Genomic DNA, 23,833 nt, shown 5'->3' on the forward strand with positions numbered 1-23,833 from the left:
TATCCACCGTTTGCGGTGGTCGTCCGGGCTACTTGTTAGCACCCCGCAGCTGAGTTACCGTTTTTGGAAAATTGTTCCTTGAGGCCAATCTTCAACCACAAATTCCCACCTGACTGTATTGAAAGCGCTTTCATCTTTTTTGCCTTGCGCTTCAATATGGATGGTTTCTCGTAATAACCAAATCTTCGCTTGTGCCAGCGTCGGTCTGTCTCGTGCTTTACTTTTTTCTTGAGCTTGCGTAGTGCAACCTCAATTGGCTCACCATCTTCTACGTTGATTGATACTGTCATCTTTGTGTTTTAAGGACTGATACTTTTCCATCTTTGGTTTCTAACACCTTGGCTCGGAGGCCGATTTGGAGGAGGTGGACAGACTTATTTTCAGGCTGGTGGCGCTGTGTCGTAAAATCTGTCCCCATTTTTCCTACGCTTGGCCCCCGCTACGCGAACTACAGAATGGCCAGGGCGGTAGCGCCCACAACAGGCCGGATATACGAATGCAACCGCGCTGTCGATAGGTTCGAAAAGCTATTGCTCACTGCTTGTGGGGTGAGTCCATATACATTGTTAGGCGGGCTCAAAGGGGCCAGTGCTTTTTAATTAACCAGTCGAGGTCATCTCTGTCGATAAAAAAGACGCTACCAGATAGCCTTGGGTCAATTTTGCTGTTGATTTTCTTTACTGCGTTCTCACTAATTTTTCCGCTAGAGATGATGAGCATGTCAGATATATGGTAGGTCTTCGATTGTCCTGCCCCTTGTACTGGCATTGAGAAAGCATCATCAATTTGAGAGATTATTGTGTCAATTAATGAATTTGCGCCGCCTTTAATGTCGCCTACTTTAACTTGTGCCGCTAGTCGGCGGATGTTTCCGAGCTTGTCTGGCTCGCTAAAAAGAATGTCTCGACCATATTCTGATGGGCCGTGGTTGTACCGGACATGCATGAAGCCCATTTTTTGAATTAGTGGAATTACAAGCTCTTTTGTGAAGAGATCTTCGTTAGTGTTGTAATCATTTTTCCACTTGAAGCCAAGGAGGCGGCTCTCAGCGGTATCAATTAACTCCTGAGCCAGAATTAGTGTTTCTGTAATTAATTCGTAAGTGTCTTCCTGGGTGTCGTGAAAATTTGAAAATATATATATCTCACTGTCTGAGTACTCGATACCTATACGCCCATCTAGCTTCTTTTCGGAGAGGATTTCTGAAATTTCTCGATAGATGGCTTTATTAGATAATTTTTCTCCCCAGGCTCCGGGCTCATGGCCAAAAAATATGGTGAATGCAAAGCTTTCAGCCTCTTGATCTCTGTGGATCATAAACATTCTCGCGTTTTGTACGAGTATGCCTGTATCAATATTTACTCTTGCGATTAATAAGTTTGGAAAATCCGAGGTGTTAACTTCTTTTAGATCTGATAGGTTGCACTCAATTTCCGTTTCAATTATCTCGCTGTAATATTTCAGAGTGACTTTTTTGTTGTTTATATATGCTTCAGGAGGGTTTTCTGTTATTCGGAACATAGTAAGCCTAACAGTGATTAGATAGTCTTCCGTACTAATTCAATAGCATGGAGGGCGGTATAACTCCGAAAATTGAAAGCTGAAGAATTAGAAAAGTTTAAATCTTTCAATAGTTTAGAAGGCGGAGCATGCGCCAGCACGTATTCGCTTGACTTCCACACGTCGCGCTTTCATTACTACTGGATAGGTATACACAAAGGCACTGGAAAGGTGCAAGGCGCGCGAGCGACTGTGTCGAAGTTAACGGTCGACACAGAGTTGCTGCGCGTAGGTTGGATGACACTTTTCTCATCCACCGTTGGCAGCGGATGTTCAGGCTACCGACTATCGAAAGCATCGCCGCTGAAGCGCCTCCCACGGTGCGGTGGATGTTCCTGTGCCTGTGGGAGGGGCTTTTGGCTCTGGCATTCTGCTTCGCTCTATCTCCTGCATCCATGCAGTCTCGGCCGTGACTGGTGGCGGGCAAAGCTCCCCGGATTGCATGCGGGCTGCGAAAAATTTTCCGCCTCGCTGTAACGCCCGCACCCCCGCCTCGTCCATTGCTGCGAGGGTGCCAATCCGGCCCCGCATTCGAAACCGATGGAGAGATGCCATGAAACAACTCAATACCCTGACCGCTACCCTGGGCGCCGCGCTGCTGACTTCCGTTGCATTCACCGCTCATGCCGCGAGCAACCCGTTCGCCGCTCAGGAGCTGTCCAGCGGCTATAGCCTGGCAGCTGCCGAGAAGGCGCAGGAAGGTTCCTGTGGCGAAGGCAAATGCGGTGGCGAGATGAAAGCCGACAAGGAAGGCTCCTGCGGTGGCGATAAGAAAGGCGACGCCGAGGGCAAATGCGGCGAAGGCAAGTGCGGCGGCGAAAAGAGCGAGTAAGGGCAGGGGGATAGATCATGCAACTCGCACACCTCACTGGCGCCGGTCTCGGCCTGCGTCGCGGGCTGCTCGCCGAGCTGACCGGCGATGGTGCAAACGGCGCCGACTTTCTCGAAGTGGCGCCGGAGAACTGGATCGGTGTCGGCGGTCGACTGGGCAAGCAGTTGCGTGCCCTGAGCGAGCGCCGGCCGCTGCTGTGCCATGGTCTGTCCCTCAACCTCGGCGGCTTCGCGCCGCTGAACCCGGAGCTGCTGCACGCCATCAAGGGTTTTCTCGACGCGCATGGCGTGCTGGCCTACAGCGAGCATCTGTCGGCCTGTGCCGACGATGGCCAGCTGTATGACCTGATGCCGCTGCCGTTTTCCGAAGAGTCGGTGGCGCGCATCGCCGAGCGCGTGCGCATCGTCCAGGACGTGCTGGAGCGGCCGCTGATCATCGAGAACGTCTCGGCCTACGCGCGTCTGCCTGGCGAGCTGGACGAGGCGGATTTCGTTTGCGCCGTGCTGGAGCGTGCCGATTGCCAACTGCTGCTGGACGTCAACAACGTCTACGTCAACAGCCTGAATTTCGGCTTCGATGCCGATACCTACATTGCCGCGATGCCCAGCGAGCGCATCGCCTATTTGCACGTCGCCGGTCATTACGACCAGGCGGCGGATTTGAAGATCGACACCCACGGCGCGCCGGTCATCGATCCGGTGTGGGCGCTGTTGAGCAACACCTATGCACAACATGGCGTACGCCCGACGCTGCTGGAACGTGATTTCAACTTCCCGCCACTGGCCGAGCTTTACGTCGAGCTGGCGCATATCCGCAGCCTGCAACAGGCCGCGCAACCGCTGAGCAGGTACGGCACATGAGCGGTGTTCAGCAGCAGCGCGACTTCGCCTCGCGTATTCGCCAGCCCGCGGCGCAGCCATTGCTACCGGGCATCAGCGCCGAGCGCATGGCGATTTATGAAGAGCTGTTCTTCAACAATGTCGCCAGCCTGGTCGGTGGCGCCTTTCCGGTGCTGCGCGGCATTCTTGGGGGCGAGCGCTGGCAACGGCTGCTGAAGGTGTTCTTCGCCGAGCACCAAGCAGGCACGCCGTACTTTCTCGAGATCAGCCAGGAGTTCATCGCCTGGCTGCAGCAGGGTTATCGGTCCGAGCCTGGCGATCCTGCGTTCATGCTCGAGCTGGCGCATTACGAGTGGGTCGAGCTGGCGCTGGATGTCAGCGATGCGCAGTTGCCGGCGCGCGGCTGGTCACCACTGGCCTGGCCGTTGGCGTATTGCTGGCCGGTGCAGAGGATAGGTGTCGATCACTGCCCTGAGCAGCCGCCTGCCGAGCCGACCTGTCTTCTGGTTTGGCGCGATCGCCAGGATCAGGTGCGCTTCATGCAACTGACGCCCTTCGCTTATCAGCTGGCGCTGCGCCTGCAGGCCGGCGAGCCACCCGTGCAGGCGCAGCTGGAGTTGGCCACGGCCCATGGCCTGGCCGCCGATCGCGCCTATTTCGACAATGCCCGCGCGCTGCTGGCTGACTGGCAGGCGCGCGATATCTGGTTTCCCCATTCCGAGGACTGACCGTCATGATCGCTTTGCTCAATCGCTTCCAGGATGCGCTGGAGGCTACCCGGCGCCTGGATTTTCTCGGCCCATTGCTGCTACGCCTGTATCTGGTGCCGGTGTTCTGGATGGCCGGCACGCAGAAACTGTCCGACATCGACGCCACCGCCGCCTGGTTCGGCAACCCGGACTGGGGCCTTGGTCTGCCGTTCCCTGAACTGCTGGCGTGGGCCGCTGCACTGACCGAGGCTGGCGGCGCGATTCTGCTGCTGTTCGGCTTTGCCGTGCGTTGGATCAGCATCCCGCTGATCGTCACCATGCTGGTGGCGATTTTCGCCGTGCACTGGCCTTACGGCTGGCAGGCGATTGCCGACCCCTCGGCGCCGTTCGCCAACGAGCGCGTGCAGGCAGCGGCGGAGAAACTCGAGCGGGCGCGCAGCATCCTGCGTGAGCATGGCAACTACGACTGGCTGACCGGTAGTGGCAAGTTCGTGGTGCTGAACAACGGCATCGAGTTCGCTGCCACTTACCTGGTGATGCTGGTGGCGTTGTTCTTCAGTGGGGCAGGGCGCTGGTTGAGCCTGGATTACTGGCTGGCGCGACGCTTCAGGGCGCCACGCTAGCCCAGTGGATTGTCCCGACGCCGGCGCTCGCGGAATTCGCCCGGCGTCTGCCCGGTCCAGCTCTTGAAACTGCGGTGGAACGAGCGTGACTCGGTGAAGCCCAGGTAGCAGGCGATGTCCTGAATCGCCAGGTCGCTGCGCAGCAGGTAGTGCTCGGCCAGCTCCTGACGCAGCTCGTCGAGGATCTGCTGGTAGCTGGTGCCGGCCTGTTGCAGATGGCGCTGCAGGGTGCGCACAGTCATGTCGAACCGTTCGGCTACCCGTTCCTTGCGCGGCAGGCCGTCTTTGAGCAGCAGGCGCAGGGCATTCTTCACCCGATGCGGCAGCGGCTCGTCGTCGTCCAGCCCGGCTATCAGGGTCAGGGCGTGTTCTTCCAGCGTGCGCAGCAGGTTGGCGTCGGCCTGGCGCAGCGGTACGCCAAGGTAGTCCAGCGGCACCAGCAGGGCGTTGCAGCTTTGCTCGAACAATACCGGGCAGCCGAACAGCTGCTGGTATTCCTCCAGCTCGGTGCCGGCCGGTTGCACGTGCTCGAACCAGACTTCGCGCGGCGAATGCTCGGAGTCGGCGATCCAGCGCGCGTACAGCAGCCAGGAGGCGAGCACGTTCTCCACCATGTGCCGGCGCACCTGCGGCGCCTGATGACGGCAGCTCCAGATCAGCCGCACGTGATCCTCGGCGGCTTCGAGACGGCTGGTGCCCATGTCGCCCACCAGTTTCTCGTACGGCACGATGCGGCCCATGGCTTCACCCAGGGTGGCGCAGTTCATGGCGATGTAGCCGAGCACGCTCCACGAACCGGGCTGCACGAAACGCGCGGCGTGCAGGCCGAACAGCGGGTCGCCGGACACCTCCAGCAGATGCGCCAGCAGGCGTTCGTGCACCTCGCTGGGAATCCGCTTGCCGTTGTCGGCCAGATCCTGCGCCTGGACACCGGCGGCCGCCAGCGCACGGTCGATATCCAGACCGAGTTGTTCGGCCTGGCGCAGGTACTTGAGCAGAGCGGGAACCGAGGTGTAGCCGAGGTTTTCCATGGATTCTTCTTGTTCTGGGTGAAATGGTGCTCAGCCTGTCTCGATTGGCGACAGCGACTGTCACGATCCGTCAGTGACGGAATTTGGCGGCTGGCTAGTATAGGCAGCCATGAGCGCTGATCGGAATGGGGAACGCAATGCGACGCTGGAACGGATGGGGTGACGAGGCGACCGAAGTGGAATTGCCGGCGCATGGCGAGGCCTTTCTCGCCGAACGGGTCGGGCCGGGGCAGCGCCTGGCCGATGCCAGCCTGCAGGAGGTACTGGCGCGGGTGCCGGCTTCGCGCTTGCCCCCCAATCCGCTGGTCAGCCAGGATGCCGAGATGCGTGTACGCCACGCCCGCGGCCAGAGCCTGCCGGACTGGCTGGCCATGCGCTCCGGTGACTTCGGCCTGTTTCCCGACGGTGTCGCCTGCCCGGAAAGCGCCGAGCAGATCCGCGAGTTGCTGGCCTGGGTGCAGCACCACGACGTCACCCTGATTCCCTATGGTGGCGGCACTTCGGTGGCCGGCCACATCAACCCGCAGGCCGGGCAGCGCCCGGTGCTGACCCTGTCGCTGGAACGCATGACGCGCCTGCTGGATATCGACGAGGACAGCCTGATCGCCACCTTCGGCCCTGGCGCCAACGGTCCGCAGGTGGAAAGCCAGTTGCGCGCGCGCGGCTATACGCTGGGCCACTTCCCGCAATCCTGGGAGCTGTCGACCCTCGGCGGCTGGGTCGCCAGTCGTTCCAGTGGCCAGCAGTCGCTACGCTACGGACGCATCGAGCAACTGTTCGCCGGCGGCAAGCTGGAAACCTTCGCCGGTACGCTGGAGATTCCGACCTTCCCGGCATCGGCCGCCGGCCCCGATCTGCGCGAGCTGGTGCTGGGTTCGGAAGGGCGCTTCGGGGTGATCTCCGAGGTGCGCGTGCGCATCAGCCGCCTGGCCGAGCAGGAGCGCTTCTTTGCCGTGTTCCTGCCCGACTGGCAGCAGGCGCTGAGCGCCGTCCGCACCTTGGCCCAGGCGCGTGTGCCGCTGTCCATGCTGCGCCTGTCCAACGCCATCGAAACCCGCACCCAGTTGGCCCTGGCCGGCCACCCGCAGCAGATCGCCCTGCTGGAGAAATACCTGGCCCTGCGCGGCGCCCGCGACGGCAAATGCATGCTGACCTTCGGTGTCACCGGTAGCCGCGTGCAGAACGCCGCCTCCTTGAAACAGGCACGGCGCCTGCTGAAAGGCTTCGGCGGTGTGTTCACCGGCACCCTGCTGGGCAAGAAGTGGGAGCAGAACCGCTTCCGCTTCCCCTATCTGCGTCATGGCCTGTGGGAGCGCGGCTACCTGGTGGACACCCTGGAAACCGCCACCGACTGGTCGAACGTCGACAATCTGCTGAACAAGGTCGAGGCCAGCCTGCGTGACGAGCTGGCCGGCGACGGCGAGCGGGTGCACGTGTTCACCCACCTGTCGCACGTCTACGGCGAAGGGTCGAGCATCTACACCACCTATGTGTTTCGCCCCGGCGCCGACTACGCCGCCGCCATGGCGCGCTGGCAGCGGCTCAAGGCGGCAGCCAGCCGTACCATCGCCGAGAATCGCGGCACCATCAGCCATCAGCACGGCGTCGGTCGCGACCATGCGCCGTATCTGGCGGCGGAGAAGGGCGAGCTGGGCATGGCCACGCTGCGCAGTCTGGCCACGCATTTCGATCCCGACCAACGCCTGGCGCCCGGCGTGTTGTTGCAGGACTGAGGATGGAAGCCTGGAGCGCCGCCTGGCGCGAGCGTGCACTGCCTGAGCTGGCCGCGCGCGACTGGGATCTGCTGGTGATCGGCGGCGGCATCTGCGGCGCCGGCATCCTCCGTGAGGCGGCGCGGCGCGGCTGGCGCTGCCTGTTGCTGGAGCAGCGCGACTTTGCCTGGGGCACCTCCAGTCGCTCGTCGAAGATGGTCCACGGCGGCCTGCGCTACGTCGCCAAGGGCCAGCTGGGTTTGACCCGCGACTCGGTGCGCGAGCGCCAGCGCCTGCTCGGCGAGGCGCCGGGGCTGGTGGAGCCGCTGAGCTTCGTCATGCCGCATTATCGTGGCGGGTTTCCCGGGCCGAAGGTATTCGGCGGTCTGCTCAGCCTGTACGACGCCCTGGCCGGCAAACGCAACCATCTGTTTTACCCGCTGCAGCAGCTGCGCTACCTGGCGCCGGGCCTGCGCGAGGAAGGTTTGCTCGGTGGTACGCGCTTCTTCGATGCGGTGACCGACGATGCCCGCCTGGTGCTGCGCGTGCTGGGTGAGGCGCGCGCCGAGGGTGGCGAGGCGCTCAATGGCATGCGCGTGATCGAGCTGCTGCGCGAGGCGGACAAGGTAACCGGCGTGCTTGTCGAAGATACGCAGACGGGCGCGCGCTATCGGTTGCGCAGTCGCGCCGTGGCGCAAGCTACTGGCGCCTGGGCCGATCGCCTGCGTCAGCCCGGCAATGGCCGCATTCGTCCGCTGCGTGGCAGTCATCTGCTACTGCCGGGCTGGCGCCTGCCGGTGGCGCATGCCTTCAGCTTCATGCATGGCACTGATGGCCGGCCGGTGTTCGTTTTTCCCTGGGAAGGCGCGACGGTGATCGGCACCACCGACCTGGATCACGACGGCGATCTGGACGCCGAGGCGGCGATCAGCAGCGAGGAGGCCGATTACCTGCTGGCCGCCTGTGGCCAGCAGTTTCCCACTGCCCAGGTGACGCGTGGCGACGTGCTGTCGACCTGGGCCGGCGTGCGCCCGGTGGTGAGCGACGGCAGCACCGGACTCAAGCCCTCGGACGAGAAGCGCGAACATGCGCTATGGATCGAACCAGGCAGCGTGACTCTGGCCGGCGGCAAGCTGACCACCTTTCGCCTGCTGGCGCTGGAGGTACTGCGCGCCTGCGCGGGCTTCGTCGGCAAAGCGGTGGACGATCAGGGCGGCGCGGTCTTCGCTTCGAGTACACCGACGCCGATGCCGGCATTGACTCCGGCGCAGCAACGCCGGCTGGCCGGTCGCCATGGCCGCCAGCTGGGCGAGGTACTGCGCCTGATCGACGAGGTGGGCGGCGATTGCGTCGCGGGTACGAACGCCCTGTGGGCCGAGCTGGCCTGGGCCGCCGAGGGCGAGCTGGTACTGCACCTGGACGACCTGCTGCTGCGCCGCACGCGCCTGGGCCTGCTCTTGGCCGAAGGCGGCCGCGCCGAACTGCCGCGCATCCGCGCGCTGTGCCAGCCGCGCCTGGGTTGGAACGATGCGCGCTGGCAGCAGGAGGAGGCGGATTACCTGGCGTTGTGGCGGCGTTGCTATAGCCTGCCGGATGACAGCGAATGATGTGCGTAGGGTGCACCGTGGGCAACGGCAATCCGCTGCTACCCGAGCCGGTCGCTTGTAGCCCGGATGCAATCCGGGGATGAACGACGATGCAGCTCCCGGATTTCATCCGGGCTACGTAGCTAGATTGCGGCAACTCCGATCAGCTCCCTCTCCCGCTTGCGGGAGAGGGAACGCGTTTATTCGCAGGCCACCTGGCTCAGACGAAACACCCTCTCCCCCCGCCCCTCTCCCATGAATGGGAGAGGGGAGACATAACAAAAGGGCCACACCTTGAGCGAACCAAGCTACCTGCTGAGCATCGACAACGGCACCCAGAGCGTGCGCGCGCTGTTGTTCGATACCCAGGGCAATCTGCTCGCCAAGGGCAAGGTGGAGCTTGATCCCTATTTCTCCACTCAGCCGGGCTGGGCCGAGCAGGACCCGGAATATTACTGGGCCAGTCTCGGCGAAGCCTGCCGCCTGCTGTGGCAGCAAGTGGATATCGACCGCCGTCTGATCAAGGGCGTGGCCGTGACCACTCAGCGTGGCAGCGTTATTCATGTCGACGAACGAGGGACGCCTCTGCGTCCGGCGATTCTCTGGCTCGATCAGCGTCGTGCCGAGGTGCACGGACGTATCAAGGGTCTTTGGGGATGGCTGTTCAAGTTGGTCCGCGCCGAGGAGGCGGTCGATCACTTCCGTGGTCAGGCCGAGGTCAACTGGGTCGCCCAGCACCAGCCGGACATCGCGAAACGTGCACACAAGGTGCTGCTGCTTTCGGGGTTTCTCACTCATCGTCTGTGCGGCCGTTTCGTCGACTCCACCAGCAGTTGCGTGGCCTACCTGCCGTTCGACTACAAGCGTTTGCGCTGGGCAGCGCCCGGCGACTGGAAGTGGCAGGCGCTGGCGGTGCGGCGTGAACAGTTACCCGAGCTGTTCAAGCCGGGCGAGCACCTTGGTCATGTCTCGGCCCAGGCGAGCCGTCATACCGGTATCCCGGAAGGCCTGCCGCTGATCGCCGCCGGTGCCGACAAGGCGTGCGAAGTGCTCGGCTCCGGTGCGCTGGAGGCCAGCACGGCCTGCCTGTCCTACGGAACCACCGCGACCATCAACACCACGCGCAGCCGCTATCTGGAAACCATTCGGCTGATCCCACCCTATCCGGCGGCGTTGCCGGATCACTTCAACACCGAGGTGATGATCTACCGCGGTTTCTGGATGGTCAGCTGGTTCAAGCGCGAGTTCGGCCTGCGTGAGATGCAGCGGGCCGAGGCGCTGGGCGTGCCGCCCGAGGCGCTGTTCGATGAGTTGGTCAACGCCGTGCCACCCGGCTCGATGGGGCTGATGCTGCAGCCCTACTGGACGCCGGGCATCCGCGAGCCCGGCCTGGAAGCCAAGGGCTCGATCATCGGATTCGGGGATGTACATACCCGCGCGCACCTGTATCGCGCGATTCTCGAGGGGTTGGCCTACGCCCTGCGCCAGGGCAAGGAGCGCATCGAGAAGCGCTCCGGAACGTCCATCGAGCGCCTGCGCGTCTCCGGTGGTGGTTCGCAGAGTGACGCGGCGATGCAGCTGACCGCCGATATCTTCGGTTTGCCAGCCGAGCGCCCACATCTCTATGAGACCAGCGGTCTGGGCGCGGCGATCAACTGTGCAGTAGGCCTGGGGCTGCACGCCGATTACCAGACGGCAATCGCCGCCATGACCCGCGTCGGCCAGGTATTCCAGCCCAACCCGTCTGCGCAGCGCACCTATGAGCAGCTTTACAGGCAGGTCTACCAGCGTATGTATCGCCAGCTGAAACCGCTGTACCAGCGTATTCGCAAGATCACTGGTTATCCGGAGTAGGCTGAAGGTGATGAACATTGTGGGAGGGGCCGGGCGGCGCTCCGCTTTAGTCACGACCGAGCAATACCCAGGTCGCGGCTAAAGCCCCTCCTACAGAAAACAAGTCGCCCTCCAGAGTGGAGGGCGATTGGTTAGGCATCAGGCGACATCTACCAGCACGATCTCGCTGTCTTCCTGTGCCTTGATGCGGATCAGCGCCTCATCGGCGATAGCCACGCCATCACGGGCCTTGACGTCCACGCCGTTGACGCTGAAGGCACCAGTGGCCCCGACGAGGTACGCCTTGCGCCCCGGCTGCAGAGCATATTCGGCGCTCTGCCCAGCCTTGACGGTGGCGGCTACCAGCCGGGCATCGGTGCGGATACGCAGGGCATCGACGTCGTCCTCGTAACCGCTGGCCAGTGTAACGAAGGCCCCCGAACGGTCGCCTTTCGGGAATGGTTTGGCACCCCAGGAAGGCGGCAGGCCAGCCTGATTGGGCTGAATCCAGATCTGGAAGATCTTGGTGGTTTCATCCTCCAGGTTGTACTCGCTGTGGGCGATGCCGGTGCCGGCACTCATTACCTGCACATCACCAGCCTCGGTGCGGCCCTTGTTGCCCAGGTTGTCCTCATGGCTGATCGCCCCCTCGCGAACGTAGGTAATGATCTCCATGTCGCGATGTGGGTGCGGTGGGAAGCCTGAGTGTGGCGCAATCTCATCGTCATTCCAGACACGCAGGTTGCCCCAGCTCATGCGCTGCGGGTCGTAATATTCGGCGAAGGAAAAATGATGGCGGGCGTTGAGCCAGCCATGGTGAGCGCCACCGAGTTGTGCGAACGGACGTACATCGATCATGGTCAATCCTCCTGTCGTGCCGGGGTTGAGTTCTCGGCAGTGTCGATGGCGAGATGATCCGTTTTGACGGGTCGATTTAAAAGCGCAATATTTTCTGTGTTTTTATCTAAAATATCGATTAATTGGGCGAGAGCCAGCCACTAGGCTTTCGCTGAACCTTTCAAGGAGGAGTGTTATGGGCGAGCGCAAGGCGTGGCTGATTCTGCATGGCAAGCAGGCCCTGAACGAAGAGGTCAGGGCTGCGGTGAATGGTCTGCGTGAGCGTGGCTGGGATCTGGCCGTGCGCCTGACTTGGGAAAGCGGCGACGCCGAGCGGCTGGTCGAGGAGGGACTGGCGGCGGGTTATCCGACGCTGATCGCCGGTGGGGGCGACGGGACGCTGCGCGATGTGGTCGAGGCCCTGGTGAAGGCGCAGAGCGATGCGAGCCTGGCCTTGCTGCCACTGGGCACCGCCAATGATTTCGCCCACGCTGCTGGCGTGCCTCTGACTCCCGCCGCCGCGCTGGCCTTGCTTGAGGTCGAACCGGTGGCGGTGGACGTCGGGATGGCAGGCGAGCGCGCTTTCCTCAATATGGCGACCGGTGGTTTTGGCTCCAACGTCACGGCCAATACGCCGGAGGAACTTAAGAAAGTGCTCGGTGGCGCCGCCTACCTGTTGACCGGGCTCAGCCGTTTCTCTGAGGTGCGTGCTGCCACAGGGCATTTTCACGGGCCTGATTTCGAATGGCAGGGTGAGTTTCTCGCGCTGGGTATCGGTAACGGGCGGCAGGCCGGAGGCGGGCATATGCTTTGTCCGGCAGCGACTATCAATGACGGATTGCTGGATGTGAGCATCGTGCCTGCCGCGCAGGATGTGGTGAGCACGCTGGGCACCTTGCTTTCCGGTGGGATGCACGGTCTGCAGAGCGTCGCGATCAATGCACGGTTGCCCTGGCTGGAGGTAGAAGCGCAGGAGGGGCTGGATTTGAACCTCGATGGCGAGCCGATGGAAAGCAAGCATCTGCGCTTCAGCGCACAACCTGGTGCTTTGCGTTTGCATCTGCCCAGGCATTCACCGCTGCTTGCTGGTCAGGGGAGGAGCCCTGAGGCATGATGGCCGTGCGCCAGCAACGCTTCAGTCTGCCGGCAGCCCGCCGATAACCGCAATGGCAGGCTAGACTCACTAAACACAATGGGAGCGCATGATGGCCGGCATTCTTGATTCAGTAGATCAACGCACGCAACTGGTCGGCGAGAACCGTCTGGAAATTCTCATGTTCCGCCTGGGCGGTCGGCAGTTGTTCGCCATCAACGTGTTCAAGGTGCAGGAAGTCCTGCAAATGCCCAAGTTGACGCTGATGCCGCAGCGTCACCGCTTCGTCTGTGGCGTCGTCAATCTGCGTGGCCAGACACTGCCGGTGATCGACCTGTCGCAGGCCATCGGCATGCGCCCGCTGGTGCCGGATGAGCGCAGTACCATCATCGTCACCGAGTACAACCGTTCGGTGCAGGCCTTCCTGGTTGGCAGTGTGGACCGCATTCTCAACCTCAACTGGGAGTCGATTCAGCCACCGCCTGGTGGTGCCGGTCGTCAGCACTACCTGACTGCGATCACCAAGGTCGACGAGCAAATCGTCGAGGTGATCGACGTCGAGAAGGTACTGGCCGAAATCGTGCCGATGAGTACCAAGGTCTCGGCGGAGAAGCTGGCCGATCCGCTGCTGGAGAAAGCGCGTGGGCGTGAGGTGCTGCTGGTCGATGATTCCAGTGTTGCCCTCAGCCAGTTGCGCGACACCCTTTCGCAACTGGGCATCCGTATGCATATGGCCAGCGACGGCCTAAAGGCACTCAACCTGCTGAAGAAGTGGGCCGATAGCGGTGAGGTGATGACTGACAAGCTGCTGATGATCTTCACCGATGCCGAGATGCCTGAGATGGACGGCTATCGACTCACCAGCGAGATCCGCAGCGATGTACGCCTGCGTGATTTGTATGTGGTGCTGCACACGTCGTTGTCCGGCAGCTTCAACGAAGCCATGGTGAAAAAGGTCGGTTGCGACAACTTCCTTTCCAAATTCCAGCCGGACAAGCTGGTCGATGTGATTCGCCAGCGTCTTGAGCTGGACGAGTCCCGCTAGGGATCGTTGCCGTTTCGGTTCGCTGTTGGGCGGGGGCAACCCGCCGAGCGCCGCTGCTGGAGTGGTGGGCTGAAGCCATCCTACGCCTAATGCCAGTCAGTTAAGCCTCAATACGTCGAACATGTAGGAGCGGCGCCCCGCCGCGAACCCGTACGACGCGGACTCTAAGCGCTTCGCCCCGGGGCGGGGCTCTTACGCAAAGCGGCTTGGCGAGCCTTATCTGGTCAGCATTAACCCTACGCCCACTTTGCCGATTCACGTCCACCCGCTTGCCCTGGTGCTTGTGAGCATCGCTGTCAGCTCGTATAACGGCGTTTTGCCGACAGGAGCTGAGCCATGTTGAGTCTTTCGGAGCTGTATCGTTATCCGCTCAAGTCAGGGCGCGGCGAGGCGCTGCAGCGCAGTGCTGTCGACGCTCTGGGCCTCAACGGCGATCGCCGTTGGATGGTGGTGGATGCTGATAACGGTCGCTTCATCACTCAACGCCTGTTGCCACAAATGAGTCAGCTGAGTGCTCTCTACGACGTCCGAGGTGGTCTGACGCTGAGCGCTCCGGGTGTCGACGATCTGTCCGTGGCCCTGCCTGACCCCGAGCAGGCGCTGCGTGGCGTGACTGTCTGGCGCGACAGTCTGCGCGTGCCGGATGCCGGCGATGAGGCGGCCGCATGGCTCAGCGCGCTGTTGGGCAAATCCTGTCGCCTGGTGCAGGTGCCGGAAGAGCGCACTCGCCAGGTCGATACCGCCTATGCACAGCCTGGCGACCGTGTGGCGTTCGCCGATGGTTTTCCGCTGCTGCTGATCGGTCAGGCGTCCCTGGACGATCTCTCGCAACGGGTCGGGCAGCCGCTGTCGATGATGCGCTTCCGCCCCAATCTGGTCGTCACCGGTAGTGAGCCTTACGCAGAGGACAGCTGGAAACGCGTGCGCATCGGTGAGGTGGAATTCGAGGTGGCCAAGGGCTGTTCGCGTTGCATCCTCACCACCATCGATCCGCAGACCGGTGAGCGCAACGCCCAGCGAGAGCCACTGGCGACTCTCAAGACCTATCGCGAGCGCGATGGCGACGTGTACTTCGGCCAGAACCTGCTGCCGCGCGGTGTTGGTGAACTGCAGATAGGGATGACGGTCGAGGTGCTGGAGTAATCCGGCAGCGACACTTTGGCGACGTGAAGCCCCGATCGGATGCGCATCTGATTGGGGCTTCAGTTTTTACTGATCGTCGAAAAAGCGCTCGTTCCACGCCACCAGCGGGTGTGGCGCATCGAGTTTCTGACCATAGATGACCGAGTAGGACAGGACGTTCTGTACGTACTGGCGGGTTTCGTCGAAGGGAATGTTTTCCACCCAGACGTCGTAGCTCAGGTGGTTGGCGCCGCGCAGCCATTGCCGCACGCGGCCGGGGCCGGCGTTGTACGCTGCCGAGGCGAGCACGCGGTTGCCGTTGAACTGGCCGTAGACCTGGCTCAGGTAGGCAGCGCCCAGCTGGATGTTGGTATCCGGGTTGAGTGCCTGTTGTGGCGATGCCAGGGGAATACCGAACTTGCGCGCTGTTTCCCGTGCGGTGGCGGGCATCAGCTGCATCAGGCCCATTGCGCCAGCGTGAGAACGGGCATCGGCCATGAAGGCGCTTTCTTGCCGGGTAATGGCGAACACCCAGCTGGAGTGCAGCTCGCGCCGACGCGCCTCGCGTACCAGTTCATCGCGGTGAGCCATGGGAAAGCGAACTTCCAGGTCGTCCCAGTACTGGGCCTGGCTGATGGTACGAATGGCCGGAAAGTACCACTCCATCTCATAGGCCAGGCGCGCCTGAGCCACCAGTTCATCGCGGCTGAACAGGCGACTGACGTGATACCACTCACGTCGGCCATCGACGATCTGCCCCATGGCGTGAAACTCCATGGCACGGCGGATGCCGGCAGTATTGCGGACTTTCTGGATGACCTTGGGGTCCACGCTCAGTGGCTGGTTGTTCAACTGGTAGGGCGCCTTGACCTGGTCGGCCGCCATGAAGCCGTAGAAGTCCCGCTCCTTGGCCAGGGCCTGGAACAGTACCGCCGGTTGCTGGCTGTTGGGCTGAGCCAATTGCAGGCTGCGTGCATTCCAGTAGCGCCAGCGGTTGCTGCTGGCCAGATCCGAGGGCATGCGCTGGGTCAGCTGGTAGGCCTCTTCCCAGCGACCGTTACGCAATAGCAGACGTGCGCGCCACTCGCTGACGCTGTTGTCGCGCAGCTCCGGGTCGTACTTGGCCATCACCTGCAGCCCGCGCATATCGAAGCGCTTGGCCAGGGTCAGGCCGATCTGCCGGGCGATGGCGACCTTTTCGTCTGCCGAGAACTTCATGCGTTGTGCATAGCTGTCCAGCAGGGGCAGGGCGTCTTCTGGGCTCTGCCGGGCCAGGCGGCGCAGGCCGAGACCGACCACGTCGCCCATGGCCTCATCGGCGGGCGCGAAGCGCGCAGTTTGCTTCAGTATCTGGGGTTTCTGCGCCACCTCGAGCATCAGCTTGCCGTGGCCGCTCAGCGTGGATAGACCCTTGACCAAATAGTTGGCCAGGCCATAGTTGCCGGCCTCGACAGCCAGCTTGGTGCGTTGCCAGCGGCGATTTTCGGTGAGTTGGCCGTTGGCCGCCCAGCGCTCGAACAGCGGGTCGCAGGCATTGGGCTGCGATTTACCCACCAGCCAGAGCTTCTCGGCGGTGGCGTTGCCTTCGGCAACCTGCCCATGGCTCATCTGGTACTGGCCGTAGAGGCAGTCCAGTTCGGTGAAGTTCAGGTCGGGGTCGTAATGTGCGAGAAATGGCTTCCAGTCTCCACGTTCGGCCAGCCAGCGCAGCCAGCGCAGTTTCATCCAGCTGGCTTGCGGCAGATCGCCATGTTCGGCGAGAAATTTTTCGATCTCGGCGTTGCTGGCAGACTTGAGCCGGCTGGTCAGCTCTTCATAGGCCAGATAAGGCGTCAGCGGGTAGTCACGAAGAGCCGCCTGATAATTGCGGTAGGGCCCACTGTCACCCTTGGCCAACGCGCGCCTGGCTTCGTCGTAGTACTGGCGCTGTTGGGCGAGGCTGGCGGCTTCGGCGCTGGCGACGCCTGCAGTGGTGAGGATCAGACAGGAGATGACGGAGAGAAAGCGACTGCGCATGGTATATCCAGGGGCAAGCGGGTGATGGGGCAACACGGTCCGTGTCGTTGCATACCTCTAGCTTAGCGCTTCATCAAGGCAGGGTGAATGGCGCTACGCCGGACGGACATATGCAGCAAATAAAGCGGAGCCCTGCCGCATACCGCTTGAAAAAGTGCAGCGCTGCTGCCGGCGCGAAACGGCAACAGCCTGCCTGCATCTCGGGTAGAATGCGCCCCCTGTTTCTGGAGGTGCCCATGACCCTGCTCAAGTTCGCTGACGTATCCCTCGCTTACGGCGCCATGCCCCTGCTCGACGGGGTGTCGTGGCAGATTGCACGGGGTGAGCGGGTGTGCATCATCGGTCGCAACGGTACTGGCAAGTCGAGCATGCTGCGCCTGGTCAAGGGTGACCAGATGCCTGACGACGGCGAAATCTGGCGCGCGCCTGGGTTGAAGATCGGTGAATTGCCGCAGGAGCTGCCGCGAGCCGATGAGCGCACGGTGTTCGATGTCGTCGCCGAAGGTCTGGCCGGGGTCGGCGAGTTGCTGGCGCGCTATCACCATCTGGCGCAAAACATCCATGGCGATGAAGACCTGGAAAAACTCATGCACGTCCAGCAGGAGCTGGAGGCGAAGGACGGCTGGCGTCTGCAGCAACTGGTCGACAGCACCCTGAGCCGCCTGCAACTGCCGGCCGACAAGACCCTGGCCGAGCTGTCCGGTGGCTGGCGCCGCCGCGTGCTGCTGGCCCAGGCGCTGGTGTCCGAGCCTGATCTGTTGCTGCTCGACGAGCCAACCAACCACCTCGACATCGGCGCTATCGCCTGGCTGGAAGAGGCGCTCAAGGACTTCGGCGGCGCAGTGCTGTTCATCACCCACGACCGCTCCTTCCTGCAGAACCTGGCCACGCGCATTCTCGAGCTCGACCGTGGCGGGTTGATCGACTGGAATGGCGACTACGCCAGCTTCCTCGTGCACAAGGAGCAGCAACTGGCCGCCGAGGAAACCGCCAACGCGTTGTTCGACAAACGCCTGGCTCAGGAAGAAGTGTGGATTCGCCAGGGCATCAAGGCTCGCCGTACCCGCAATGAAGGGCGTGTACGTGCGCTCAAGGCCATGCGCGCCGAGCGCGCGGAGCGCCGCGAGCGTCAGGGCAAGGCAACCATCCAGCTGGAGACTGCAGACAAGTCGGGCAAACAGGTGATGGTGGCGGAGCATGTCAGCTTTGCCCATGCCGGCGGCCCGTTCCTGGTCAAGGACTTCTCCATGGTATTGCAGCGCGGCGACCGTATCGGTCTGCTCGGTGCCAACGGCACTGGCAAGACCACGCTGCTCAAATTGTTGTTGGGTGACCTGCAGCCGAGTTCGGGCAGCATCGAAGTCGGCACCAAACTGGAAGTGGCGTATTTCGACCAATTGCGTCACCAGCTCGAGCCGGAAAAAACGGTGATCGACAACGTCGCCGAAGGGCGTGATTTCATCACCATCGATGGTCAGAACCGTCACGTGCTGAGCTACCTGGGCGACTTTCTGTTCAGCCCGCAGCGTGCGCGTACGCCGGTAAAGGCTCTGTCGGGCGGCGAACGGGCACGACTGTTGCTCGCGAAGTTGTTCAGCAAGCCGGCCAACCTGCTGGTGCTCGACGAACCGACCAACGACCTGGATGTGGAAACTCTGGAACTGCTTGAAGAAGTCCTGCTTAACTTCCCAGGTACCGTGCTGATGGTCAGCCACGACCGGGCCTTCCTCGACAATGTGGTGACCAGCACCCTGGTGTTCGAGGGCGATGGCAAAGTACGTGAGTACGTCGGTGGCTATCAGGACTGGCTGCGCCAGGGCGGCTCGCCGCGTCTGCTCGGGGTCGGTGAAAGCAAGTCGGGCAAAGCCGAGCTGGCCAGTGCCGTCGTCGAGGCGCCGGCGGCAGCGGCGCCGCAACCGGTGCAGGACAGCAGTGAGCCGGCGAAGAAGAAGCTCAGCTACAAGTTGCAGCGCGAGCTCGAAGCAATCCCCGGGCAGATCGATGCGCTGGAGCAGGAGATGGCTGTGTTGCAGGAGCAGATCGCTGACCCTGGCTTCTACCAGCAGCCGTCACCGGTCACCACGGAGGTGTTGGTGCGTTTCGAAAACTTGCAGAAGGAAATGGACAGCTTGCTTGAGCGCTGGGCAGAGCTGGAAGGCTGACGAAGGAACGAACAGGTATGGCCATCGAGTACCGTATCACCCTGGATGACAACCACCAGTTCAGCTACCGGATCGAGCTGAATCGAGAGTACGACCCCGGGCAGGCGCAGCAGGCGCCGGCCTGGACGCGTCTCGGACACCAGCAATGCAGCAACTGCCCGCTCAGCCGTGAGCAGTTCAGCAATTGCCCGGCTGCGGTGGATCTGCATCGGGTCATCGAGGATTTTCGCGGTCTGCCGGCGTTCAAGAAGGCCAGCGTCTGGGTACGCACACCTGAGCGTGAATACACCAAGCACCTAGGGCTGGAGGAGGGGTTGCGCGCTTTGCTGGGGGTGATCATGGCTACCAGCGCCTGCCCGCTTCTGGGGCGGCTGCGACCAATGGCTCAAAACCACTTGCCGTTTGCCAGCAACCAGGAGTTCATCCTGCGTGCGGTGTCGCTCTACCTGACGCGGCAGTATTTCAACATGCGTGAAGGACGCCTGGCGGATTGGGAGCTCAAGGGACTGGTGCGACTGTTCCAGCAACTGAAACTGGTCAACCAGGCGTTCTGGCAGCGTATTCACGATACCTGTGAAGGTGACTCCAACCTCAAGGCCTTCCTGACCTTCTTCTCCATGTCGTCGAGCATGACGGTGTCGCTGGAGACCCAGCTGCAAAAAATTCGCCCGCTGGTCATGAGTGCGGGCGAGTCGTTCGAATAAGGCATCGGCGGCTTACGCAGGGTGCGCCGCGCGCACCGCTGCTGCGAAGGTCCCGAGTGTCAGTGCTGTGTCCGGTGCGCATGGCGCACCCTACGCTTAAGCGCCTTTTTCCGGTTTCTTCAGACGTACCGCGAGCACGTCGCAGGGGGCGCCATGCAGCACGTCGTTGGCTGTGGAGCCCAGTAGCAGTGCCAGGCCGTGACGGCCATGGCTGCCCACCACGATCAGATCGCAACCTTGTTCTTCGGCCAGGCGATGAATCTCCTGGCGCGGCTGTCCGTAGGCCAGGTGACGCTGATCTGCAGTCAGTTCGGGGTATTTGCCGGAGAAGCTGTCCAGGCGTTCGCGGGCCTGTTCGAACTGCTGTTGCTGCAGCATCGACAGGTCCATCGGTACGTCGCCGCCGAAGGCCATGGCCATGGGCTCGACTATGTGCACCAATGACATTTTCGCTCCGCTGGCTTGTGCCAGTTTCTGCGCGCGGACCACTACGGGATCGCACTCTTCGGTCAGGTCTACGGCGACCAGAATATGCTGGTAGGGCATGGTGAACTCCTCCTTAAGGGGCAAATAGCGCTGTATCAAGTATGGCCCCATTGCGTGAGATAGGGCGACCGAACATGAAAAGAAAAGCCCGGTGCGAGCACCGGGCAGAGGGGGCCAGGCAGGCCGGAATGCAGGGCATCAATGCTGGCTGGCGGCATATTGCGCTGATACGCCTTCCAGACCTTCGATGATGCTGTCGGAGTACTTGCTGATCAGAAAGGGCACGGTGTTTTCGTTGTAGTTGTGCAGGGATTTCTCGATGTAACGCCATTTGGTGCCAATGGCGTTCAAGGCTGCACTGATCTGCGGAGTGTTCTGCTGCGCGCTGCTAAGGCTATCGAGCTTGTTGGCGAACTCTCCGGCCAGTTCGTCGATTGCCCGCTCCTCGCCGCCGCCAAAGAAGCTGGCGCCGACCGACGCGCTACGCGAAGCATAGTCTAGGGCGATGTTTTGCATCAGCAGGCTCTGCTCGCGGCTCTTCTGAGTAAGCGGTGGGACGGCGTGACCGCTTTCCTGTTGAATTTTCTGATACAGCTCCTGACTAATGGCCATGAGGTGTTGATTGCTGTCAGCCAGGTCTGCGACGGGTTGAAGGTCGGTATAGCCTTTCGTGCGCATGGCGTCCATCAAGGCTTGCAGCGAGTTTCGGTACGTCTGCCAGTTGTGCTGTAGCTGCGCACGCAGTGCTTTGCTGGCATCGCCGGGCATGTCGCCCAGCGCATTGAGGTGCGCCTCAACCTGCTGCAGGGATTCGCCAATCATGCGCGCATAGCGCTGGTCGCCCTCCATGCCGTTGTACATGTAGAAGTCGCCGAGACTTTTCTGGGTTGCCAGGCGCAATTGGTGCAGGCGCAGCAAATCGTCGGCTGGCGCGGCCTGGAGCGCGGAAGAGGAGAGCAGCGTGATAATCAAAACGAGCAGTGTGCTCAGTGGAAATGCAAGCGAACGGCGGCTCGACATTGGCAACTCCGTTTGGCCCGTCATGGGGCTCGATTTGTTGTTGTATTAGCAGACGGGTGGCGCTGTGCCAGCCGAAAGTGAGACGACTGTACCCGGAGCATGGGCGTTTGGCTAGGCATCCGGGAGTGCCCTCAACGGGCACGAAAACGCCGGCAATGGCGCGATATTGACGCTATTTATCGGAGTCGCCTGGAGGCCGCGCGTGACCGGGGTTGCAGAAATCGTCGGAAAAACGTCGAAACGAGGCCAATTGACAAGCGCGGGCTTTTCCCCGAAGGTGTGCACACCCAAATCAAACGGGCGTATGAATTGAGCGTTTGCCTGGTCAGGCGCGCCAACACAGCCCGAATATCGCGTCGGCGGGTGTGTCGTACCGATTGGGGCTATGCTCGACGGCTGTGTCGCGGGCAGGCCTGCCGGTTGGCTCCGATGTGTACTGTTCAGCTTCCATACCGTGGAGATCAGTTGATGATTTACGAAGGTAAAGCCATCACGGTTAAGGCTCTTGAGAGCGGCATCGTCGAATTGAATTTCGACCTCAAGGGTGAGTCCGTCAACAAATTCAACCGTCTTACCCTCAACGAGCTGCGCGCTTCCGTCGACGCGATCAAGGCTGACGGTTCGATCAAGGGCGTGATTGTCACCAGTGGCAAGGACGTATTCATCGTCGGCGCCGATATCACCGAGTTCGTCGACAACTTCAAACTGCCCGACGAAGAGCTGGTGGCTGGCAACCTGGAAGCCAACAAGATCTTCAGCGATTTCGAAGACCTCGCCGTGCCGACCGTGGTCGCCATCAACGGCATCGCCCTGGGTGGCGGCTTCGAAATGTGCCTGGCCGGTGACTACCGGGTGATGAGCGAGACCGCCAAGATCGGTCTGCCGGAAGTCAAACTGGGCATCTACCCGGGCTTCGGCGGCACGGTGCGTCTGCCGCGCGTGATCGGTACCGATAACGCGGTCGAGTGGATCGCCTCGGGCAAGGAAAACCGTGCTGACGATGCGCTGAAAGTCGGCGCCGTCGACGCCGTCGTCGCCCCTGCCAAGCTCAAGGATGCTGCACTGGACCTGGTCAAGCGCGCCATCTCCGGCGAGCTGGACTACAAGGCCAAGCGTCAGCCCAAGCTGGAAAAGCTCAAGCTCAACGCCATCGAGCAGATGATGTGCTTCGAAACCGCCAAGGGCTTCGTCGCCGGCCAGGCTGGCCCGAACTACCCGGCTCCGGTCGAGGCGATCAAGTCGATTCAGAAAGCTGCCAACTTCGGTCGTGACAAAGCGCTGGAAGTCGAGGCCGCCGGCTTCGTCAAACTGGCCAAGACCTCGGTTGCCGAGAGCCTGATTGGTCTGTTCCTGAATGACCAGGAGCTGAAGAAGAAGGCCAAGCACCACGACGAAATCGCCCGCGACGTGAAACTGGCTGCCGTACTCGGCGCCGGTATCATGGGCGGCGGTATCGCCTACCAGTCGGCCTCCAAGGGTACGCCGATCCTGATGAAGGATATCCGTGAAGAGGGTATCCAGATGGGCCTTTCCGAGGCGTCCAAGCTGCTCGGCAAGCGCGTCGAGAAGGGCCGCATGACGCCGGCGAAGATGGCCGAGGCCCTCAACGCCATTCGTCCGACCATGTCCTACGGTGATTTCGGCAACGTCGATATCGTCGTCGAAGCCGTGGTCGAGAACCCCAAGGTCAAGCAGATCGTGCTGGCCGAAGTGGAAGGCGTGGTGCGTGAAGACGCCATCCTGGCTTCCAACACTTCGACCATCTCCATCAGTCTGCTGGCCCAGGCGCTCAAGCGTCCGGAAAACTTCGTCGGCATGCACTTCTTCAACCCGGTGCACATGATGCCGCTGGTCGAAGTCATCCGTGGCGAGAAGTCCAGCGAAGTGGCCGTGGCCACCACCGTTGCCTACGCCAAGAAAATGGGCAAGAACCCGATCGTGGTCAATGACTGCCCAGGCTTCCTGGTCAACCGCGTGCTGTTCCCGTACTTCGGTGGCTTCTCCAAGCTGCTGGGCTTCGGTGTCGACTTCGTGCGTATCGACAAGGTGATGGAGAAGTTCGGCTGGCCCATGGGCCCGGCGTACCTGTCCGACGTGGTTGGTATCGACACCGGTCACCACGGTCGTGACGTGATGGCTGAAGGCTTCCCGGATCGTATGGCCGTGGAAGGCAAGACCGCCGTCGACGTGATGTACGAAGCCGACCGCCTGGGCCAGAAGAATGGCAAGGGCTTCTACGCCTACGAGGCCGACAAGCGCGGCAAGCCGAAGAAGGTCTCCGACCCGGCTGCCTACGAGCTGCTCAAGTCGATCGTGGTCGAAGAGCGTGAAGTCACCGACGAGGACATCATCAACTTCATGATGATCCCGCTGTGCATGGAAACCGTTCGTTGCCTGGAAGACGGCATCGTCGACACCGCAGCTGAGGCCGACATGGGCCTGATCTACGGCATCGGCTTCCCTCCCTTCCGTGGCGGTGCGCTGCGCTACATCGATTCCATCGGTGTCGCCGAGTTCGTCGCCCTGGCCGACAAGTACGCCGACCTGGGCGCGCTGTACCACCCGACTGCAAAACTTCGCGAAATGGCCGCCAACGGCCAGAAGTTCTTCGGTTAAGCGCGC

The 23,833-nt window shown here is 61.7% G+C and carries 20 protein-coding genes; 13 read left to right on the forward strand and 7 right to left on the reverse strand.

Annotated features, from left to right (window positions below; all coding sequences use genetic code 11):
* Positions 1-35: 35 nt before the first annotated feature.
* Positions 36-290, reverse strand: coding sequence for a 30S ribosomal protein S21 (gene rpsU / locus ACJRW5_RS09460; RefSeq protein WP_484570272.1), 255 nt, complete (start codon positions 288-290; stop codon positions 36-38).
* A 286-nt stretch (positions 291-576) separates the two neighbouring features.
* Positions 577-1,521: a hypothetical protein gene (locus tag ACJRW5_RS09465; RefSeq protein ID WP_484570273.1), complete on the reverse strand. Its 945-nt coding sequence runs from the start codon at positions 1,519-1,521 to the stop codon at positions 577-579.
* Between the two features lie 592 nt (positions 1,522-2,113).
* Here ACJRW5_RS09465 and ACJRW5_RS09470 point away from each other — a divergent pair.
* Genes ACJRW5_RS09470 through ACJRW5_RS09485 form a run of 4 tightly spaced genes read left to right on the forward strand, consistent with a single transcriptional unit; the run spans position 2,114 to position 4,564 of the window.
* The gene (locus ACJRW5_RS09470; RefSeq protein ID WP_484570274.1) at positions 2,114-2,392 is read left to right on the forward strand and encodes an HvfA family oxazolone/thioamide-modified RiPP metallophore; all 279 of its coding nucleotides are present in this window, start codon (positions 2,114-2,116) and stop codon (positions 2,390-2,392) included.
* Positions 2,393-2,409: 17 nt separating this feature from the next.
* Positions 2,410-3,252 carry an HvfB family MNIO-type RiPP peptide maturase gene (locus ACJRW5_RS09475; RefSeq protein ID WP_484570275.1) on the forward strand — a complete coding sequence of 281 codons (843 nt, stop codon included), beginning with the start codon at positions 2,410-2,412 and terminating at the stop codon, positions 3,250-3,252.
* On the forward strand, positions 3,249-3,959 hold the full coding sequence (locus ACJRW5_RS09480) for an HvfC family RiPP maturation protein (protein WP_484570276.1): 711 nt from the start codon (positions 3,249-3,251) through the stop codon (positions 3,957-3,959). The genes ACJRW5_RS09475 and ACJRW5_RS09480 overlap by 4 nt, the downstream gene beginning before the upstream one ends.
* A 5-nt stretch (positions 3,960-3,964) precedes the next feature.
* The gene (locus ACJRW5_RS09485) at positions 3,965-4,564 is read left to right on the forward strand and encodes an HvfX family Cu-binding RiPP maturation protein (RefSeq protein WP_484570277.1); all 600 of its coding nucleotides are present in this window, start codon (positions 3,965-3,967) and stop codon (positions 4,562-4,564) included.
* On the opposite strand, the gene gliR is transcribed toward ACJRW5_RS09485, so the two are convergent.
* Positions 4,561-5,595 (reverse strand): AraC family transcriptional regulator GliR, encoded by a 1,035-nt coding sequence (gene gliR / locus ACJRW5_RS09490; protein ID WP_484570278.1) that lies wholly within the window; start codon positions 5,593-5,595, stop codon positions 4,561-4,563. The two genes, ACJRW5_RS09485 and gliR, sit on opposite strands and share 4 nt — an antisense overlap.
* Positions 5,596-5,732: 137 nt before the next feature.
* Here gliR and ACJRW5_RS09495 point away from each other — a divergent pair, with 137 nt between their 5' ends.
* From ACJRW5_RS09495 to ACJRW5_RS09505, 3 genes are all read left to right on the forward strand, one after another.
* Positions 5,733-7,328, forward strand: coding sequence for an FAD-binding oxidoreductase (locus ACJRW5_RS09495; RefSeq protein ID WP_484570279.1), 1,596 nt, complete (start codon positions 5,733-5,735; stop codon positions 7,326-7,328).
* 2 nt (positions 7,329-7,330) lie between these two features.
* Positions 7,331-8,914, forward strand: coding sequence for a glycerol-3-phosphate dehydrogenase/oxidase (locus tag ACJRW5_RS09500; RefSeq protein ID WP_484570280.1), 1,584 nt, complete (start codon positions 7,331-7,333; stop codon positions 8,912-8,914).
* A 273-nt stretch (positions 8,915-9,187) separates the two neighbouring features.
* Positions 9,188-10,747, forward strand: coding sequence for an FGGY-family carbohydrate kinase (locus ACJRW5_RS09505; protein ID WP_484570281.1), 1,560 nt, complete (start codon positions 9,188-9,190; stop codon positions 10,745-10,747).
* 138 nt (positions 10,748-10,885) lie between these two features.
* Here the strand turns inward: ACJRW5_RS09505 and ACJRW5_RS09510 are convergent, their stop codons facing one another.
* Complete coding sequence (locus tag ACJRW5_RS09510) at positions 10,886-11,584, reverse strand: pirin family protein (protein ID WP_484570282.1); 699 nt, start codon at positions 11,582-11,584, stop codon at positions 10,886-10,888.
* Positions 11,585-11,759: 175 nt separating this feature from the next.
* Here ACJRW5_RS09510 and yegS point away from each other — a divergent pair, with 175 nt between their 5' ends.
* The 3 genes from yegS to ACJRW5_RS09525 all read left to right on the forward strand — a co-directional run bounded on the left by yegS (position 11,760) and on the right by ACJRW5_RS09525 (position 14,844).
* Positions 11,760-12,677 carry a lipid kinase YegS gene (gene yegS / locus ACJRW5_RS09515; protein ID WP_484570283.1) on the forward strand — a complete coding sequence of 306 codons (918 nt, stop codon included), beginning with the start codon at positions 11,760-11,762 and terminating at the stop codon, positions 12,675-12,677.
* 91 nt (positions 12,678-12,768) lie between these two features.
* Positions 12,769-13,701 (forward strand): chemotaxis protein CheV, encoded by a 933-nt coding sequence (locus ACJRW5_RS09520; RefSeq protein ID WP_484570284.1) that lies wholly within the window; start codon positions 12,769-12,771, stop codon positions 13,699-13,701.
* Between the two features lie 336 nt (positions 13,702-14,037).
* Positions 14,038-14,844, forward strand: a complete 807-nt coding sequence (locus ACJRW5_RS09525) for an MOSC domain-containing protein (protein ID WP_484570285.1) — start codon at positions 14,038-14,040, stop codon at positions 14,842-14,844.
* Positions 14,845-14,910: 66 nt separating this feature from the next.
* Here ACJRW5_RS09525 and ACJRW5_RS09530 read toward each other — a convergent pair whose 3' ends face one another.
* Positions 14,911-16,839 (reverse strand): transglycosylase SLT domain-containing protein, encoded by a 1,929-nt coding sequence (locus ACJRW5_RS09530; RefSeq protein WP_484570286.1) that lies wholly within the window; start codon positions 16,837-16,839, stop codon positions 14,911-14,913.
* Between the two features lie 236 nt (positions 16,840-17,075).
* On the opposite strand from ACJRW5_RS09530, the gene ACJRW5_RS09535 reads away from it, so the two are divergent.
* The gene (locus ACJRW5_RS09535; RefSeq protein WP_484570287.1) at positions 17,076-19,001 is read left to right on the forward strand and encodes an ATP-binding cassette domain-containing protein; all 1,926 of its coding nucleotides are present in this window, start codon (positions 17,076-17,078) and stop codon (positions 18,999-19,001) included.
* Between the two features lie 17 nt (positions 19,002-19,018).
* On the forward strand, positions 19,019-19,705 hold the full coding sequence (locus ACJRW5_RS09540; protein ID WP_484570288.1) for a DUF6901 family protein: 687 nt from the start codon (positions 19,019-19,021) through the stop codon (positions 19,703-19,705).
* A 96-nt stretch (positions 19,706-19,801) separates the two neighbouring features.
* Here ACJRW5_RS09540 and ACJRW5_RS09545 read toward each other — a convergent pair whose 3' ends face one another.
* Positions 19,802-20,251, reverse strand: a complete 450-nt coding sequence (locus ACJRW5_RS09545; RefSeq protein ID WP_484570289.1) for a universal stress protein — start codon at positions 20,249-20,251, stop codon at positions 19,802-19,804.
* A 138-nt stretch (positions 20,252-20,389) separates the two neighbouring features.
* Entirely contained in the window at positions 20,390-21,211 is an 822-nt protein-coding gene (locus ACJRW5_RS09550; protein WP_484570290.1) for a hypothetical protein, read from the reverse strand.
* Positions 21,212-21,679: 468 nt separating this feature from the next.
* Between ACJRW5_RS09550 and fadB the strand changes: the two genes are divergently transcribed.
* Complete coding sequence (gene fadB, locus ACJRW5_RS09555) at positions 21,680-23,827, forward strand: fatty acid oxidation complex subunit alpha FadB (RefSeq protein WP_484570291.1); 2,148 nt, start codon at positions 21,680-21,682, stop codon at positions 23,825-23,827.
* The last annotated feature ends 6 nt before the right edge of the window (positions 23,828-23,833 follow it).

The organism is Pseudomonas pichavaramensis (assembly GCF_050473265.1).
In the GTDB taxonomy this organism is placed as follows: Bacteria; Pseudomonadota; Gammaproteobacteria; order Pseudomonadales; family Pseudomonadaceae; genus Aquipseudomonas.

Excerpts from the sequence above, each read along its gene's own strand:
- rpsU (WP_484570272.1), bottom strand. The coding sequence starts at position 290 with ATGACAGTATCAATCAACGTAGAAGATGGTGAGCCAATTGAGGTTGCA.
- ACJRW5_RS09465 (WP_484570273.1), bottom strand. The coding sequence starts at position 1,521 with ATGTTCCGAATAACAGAAAACCCTCCTGAAGCATATATAAACAACAAA.
- ACJRW5_RS09470 (WP_484570274.1), top strand. The coding sequence starts at position 2,114 with ATGAAACAACTCAATACCCTGACCGCTACCCTGGGCGCCGCGCTGCTG.
- ACJRW5_RS09475 (WP_484570275.1), top strand. The coding sequence starts at position 2,410 with ATGCAACTCGCACACCTCACTGGCGCCGGTCTCGGCCTGCGTCGCGGG.
- ACJRW5_RS09480 (WP_484570276.1), top strand. The coding sequence starts at position 3,249 with ATGAGCGGTGTTCAGCAGCAGCGCGACTTCGCCTCGCGTATTCGCCAG.
- ACJRW5_RS09485 (WP_484570277.1), top strand. The coding sequence starts at position 3,965 with ATGATCGCTTTGCTCAATCGCTTCCAGGATGCGCTGGAGGCTACCCGG.
- gliR (WP_484570278.1), bottom strand. The coding sequence starts at position 5,595 with ATGGAAAACCTCGGCTACACCTCGGTTCCCGCTCTGCTCAAGTACCTG.
- ACJRW5_RS09495 (WP_484570279.1), top strand. The coding sequence starts at position 5,733 with ATGCGACGCTGGAACGGATGGGGTGACGAGGCGACCGAAGTGGAATTG.
- ACJRW5_RS09500 (WP_484570280.1), top strand. The coding sequence starts at position 7,331 with ATGGAAGCCTGGAGCGCCGCCTGGCGCGAGCGTGCACTGCCTGAGCTG.
- ACJRW5_RS09510 (WP_484570282.1), bottom strand. The coding sequence starts at position 11,584 with ATGATCGATGTACGTCCGTTCGCACAACTCGGTGGCGCTCACCATGGC.
- yegS (WP_484570283.1), top strand. The coding sequence starts at position 11,760 with ATGGGCGAGCGCAAGGCGTGGCTGATTCTGCATGGCAAGCAGGCCCTG.
- ACJRW5_RS09520 (WP_484570284.1), top strand. The coding sequence starts at position 12,769 with ATGGCCGGCATTCTTGATTCAGTAGATCAACGCACGCAACTGGTCGGC.
- ACJRW5_RS09525 (WP_484570285.1), top strand. The coding sequence starts at position 14,038 with ATGTTGAGTCTTTCGGAGCTGTATCGTTATCCGCTCAAGTCAGGGCGC.
- ACJRW5_RS09530 (WP_484570286.1), bottom strand. The coding sequence starts at position 16,839 with ATGCGCAGTCGCTTTCTCTCCGTCATCTCCTGTCTGATCCTCACCACT.
- ACJRW5_RS09535 (WP_484570287.1), top strand. The coding sequence starts at position 17,076 with ATGACCCTGCTCAAGTTCGCTGACGTATCCCTCGCTTACGGCGCCATG.
- ACJRW5_RS09540 (WP_484570288.1), top strand. The coding sequence starts at position 19,019 with ATGGCCATCGAGTACCGTATCACCCTGGATGACAACCACCAGTTCAGC.
- ACJRW5_RS09545 (WP_484570289.1), bottom strand. The coding sequence starts at position 20,251 with ATGCCCTACCAGCATATTCTGGTCGCCGTAGACCTGACCGAAGAGTGC.
- ACJRW5_RS09550 (WP_484570290.1), bottom strand. The coding sequence starts at position 21,211 with ATGTCGAGCCGCCGTTCGCTTGCATTTCCACTGAGCACACTGCTCGTT.
- fadB (WP_484570291.1), top strand. The coding sequence starts at position 21,680 with ATGATTTACGAAGGTAAAGCCATCACGGTTAAGGCTCTTGAGAGCGGC.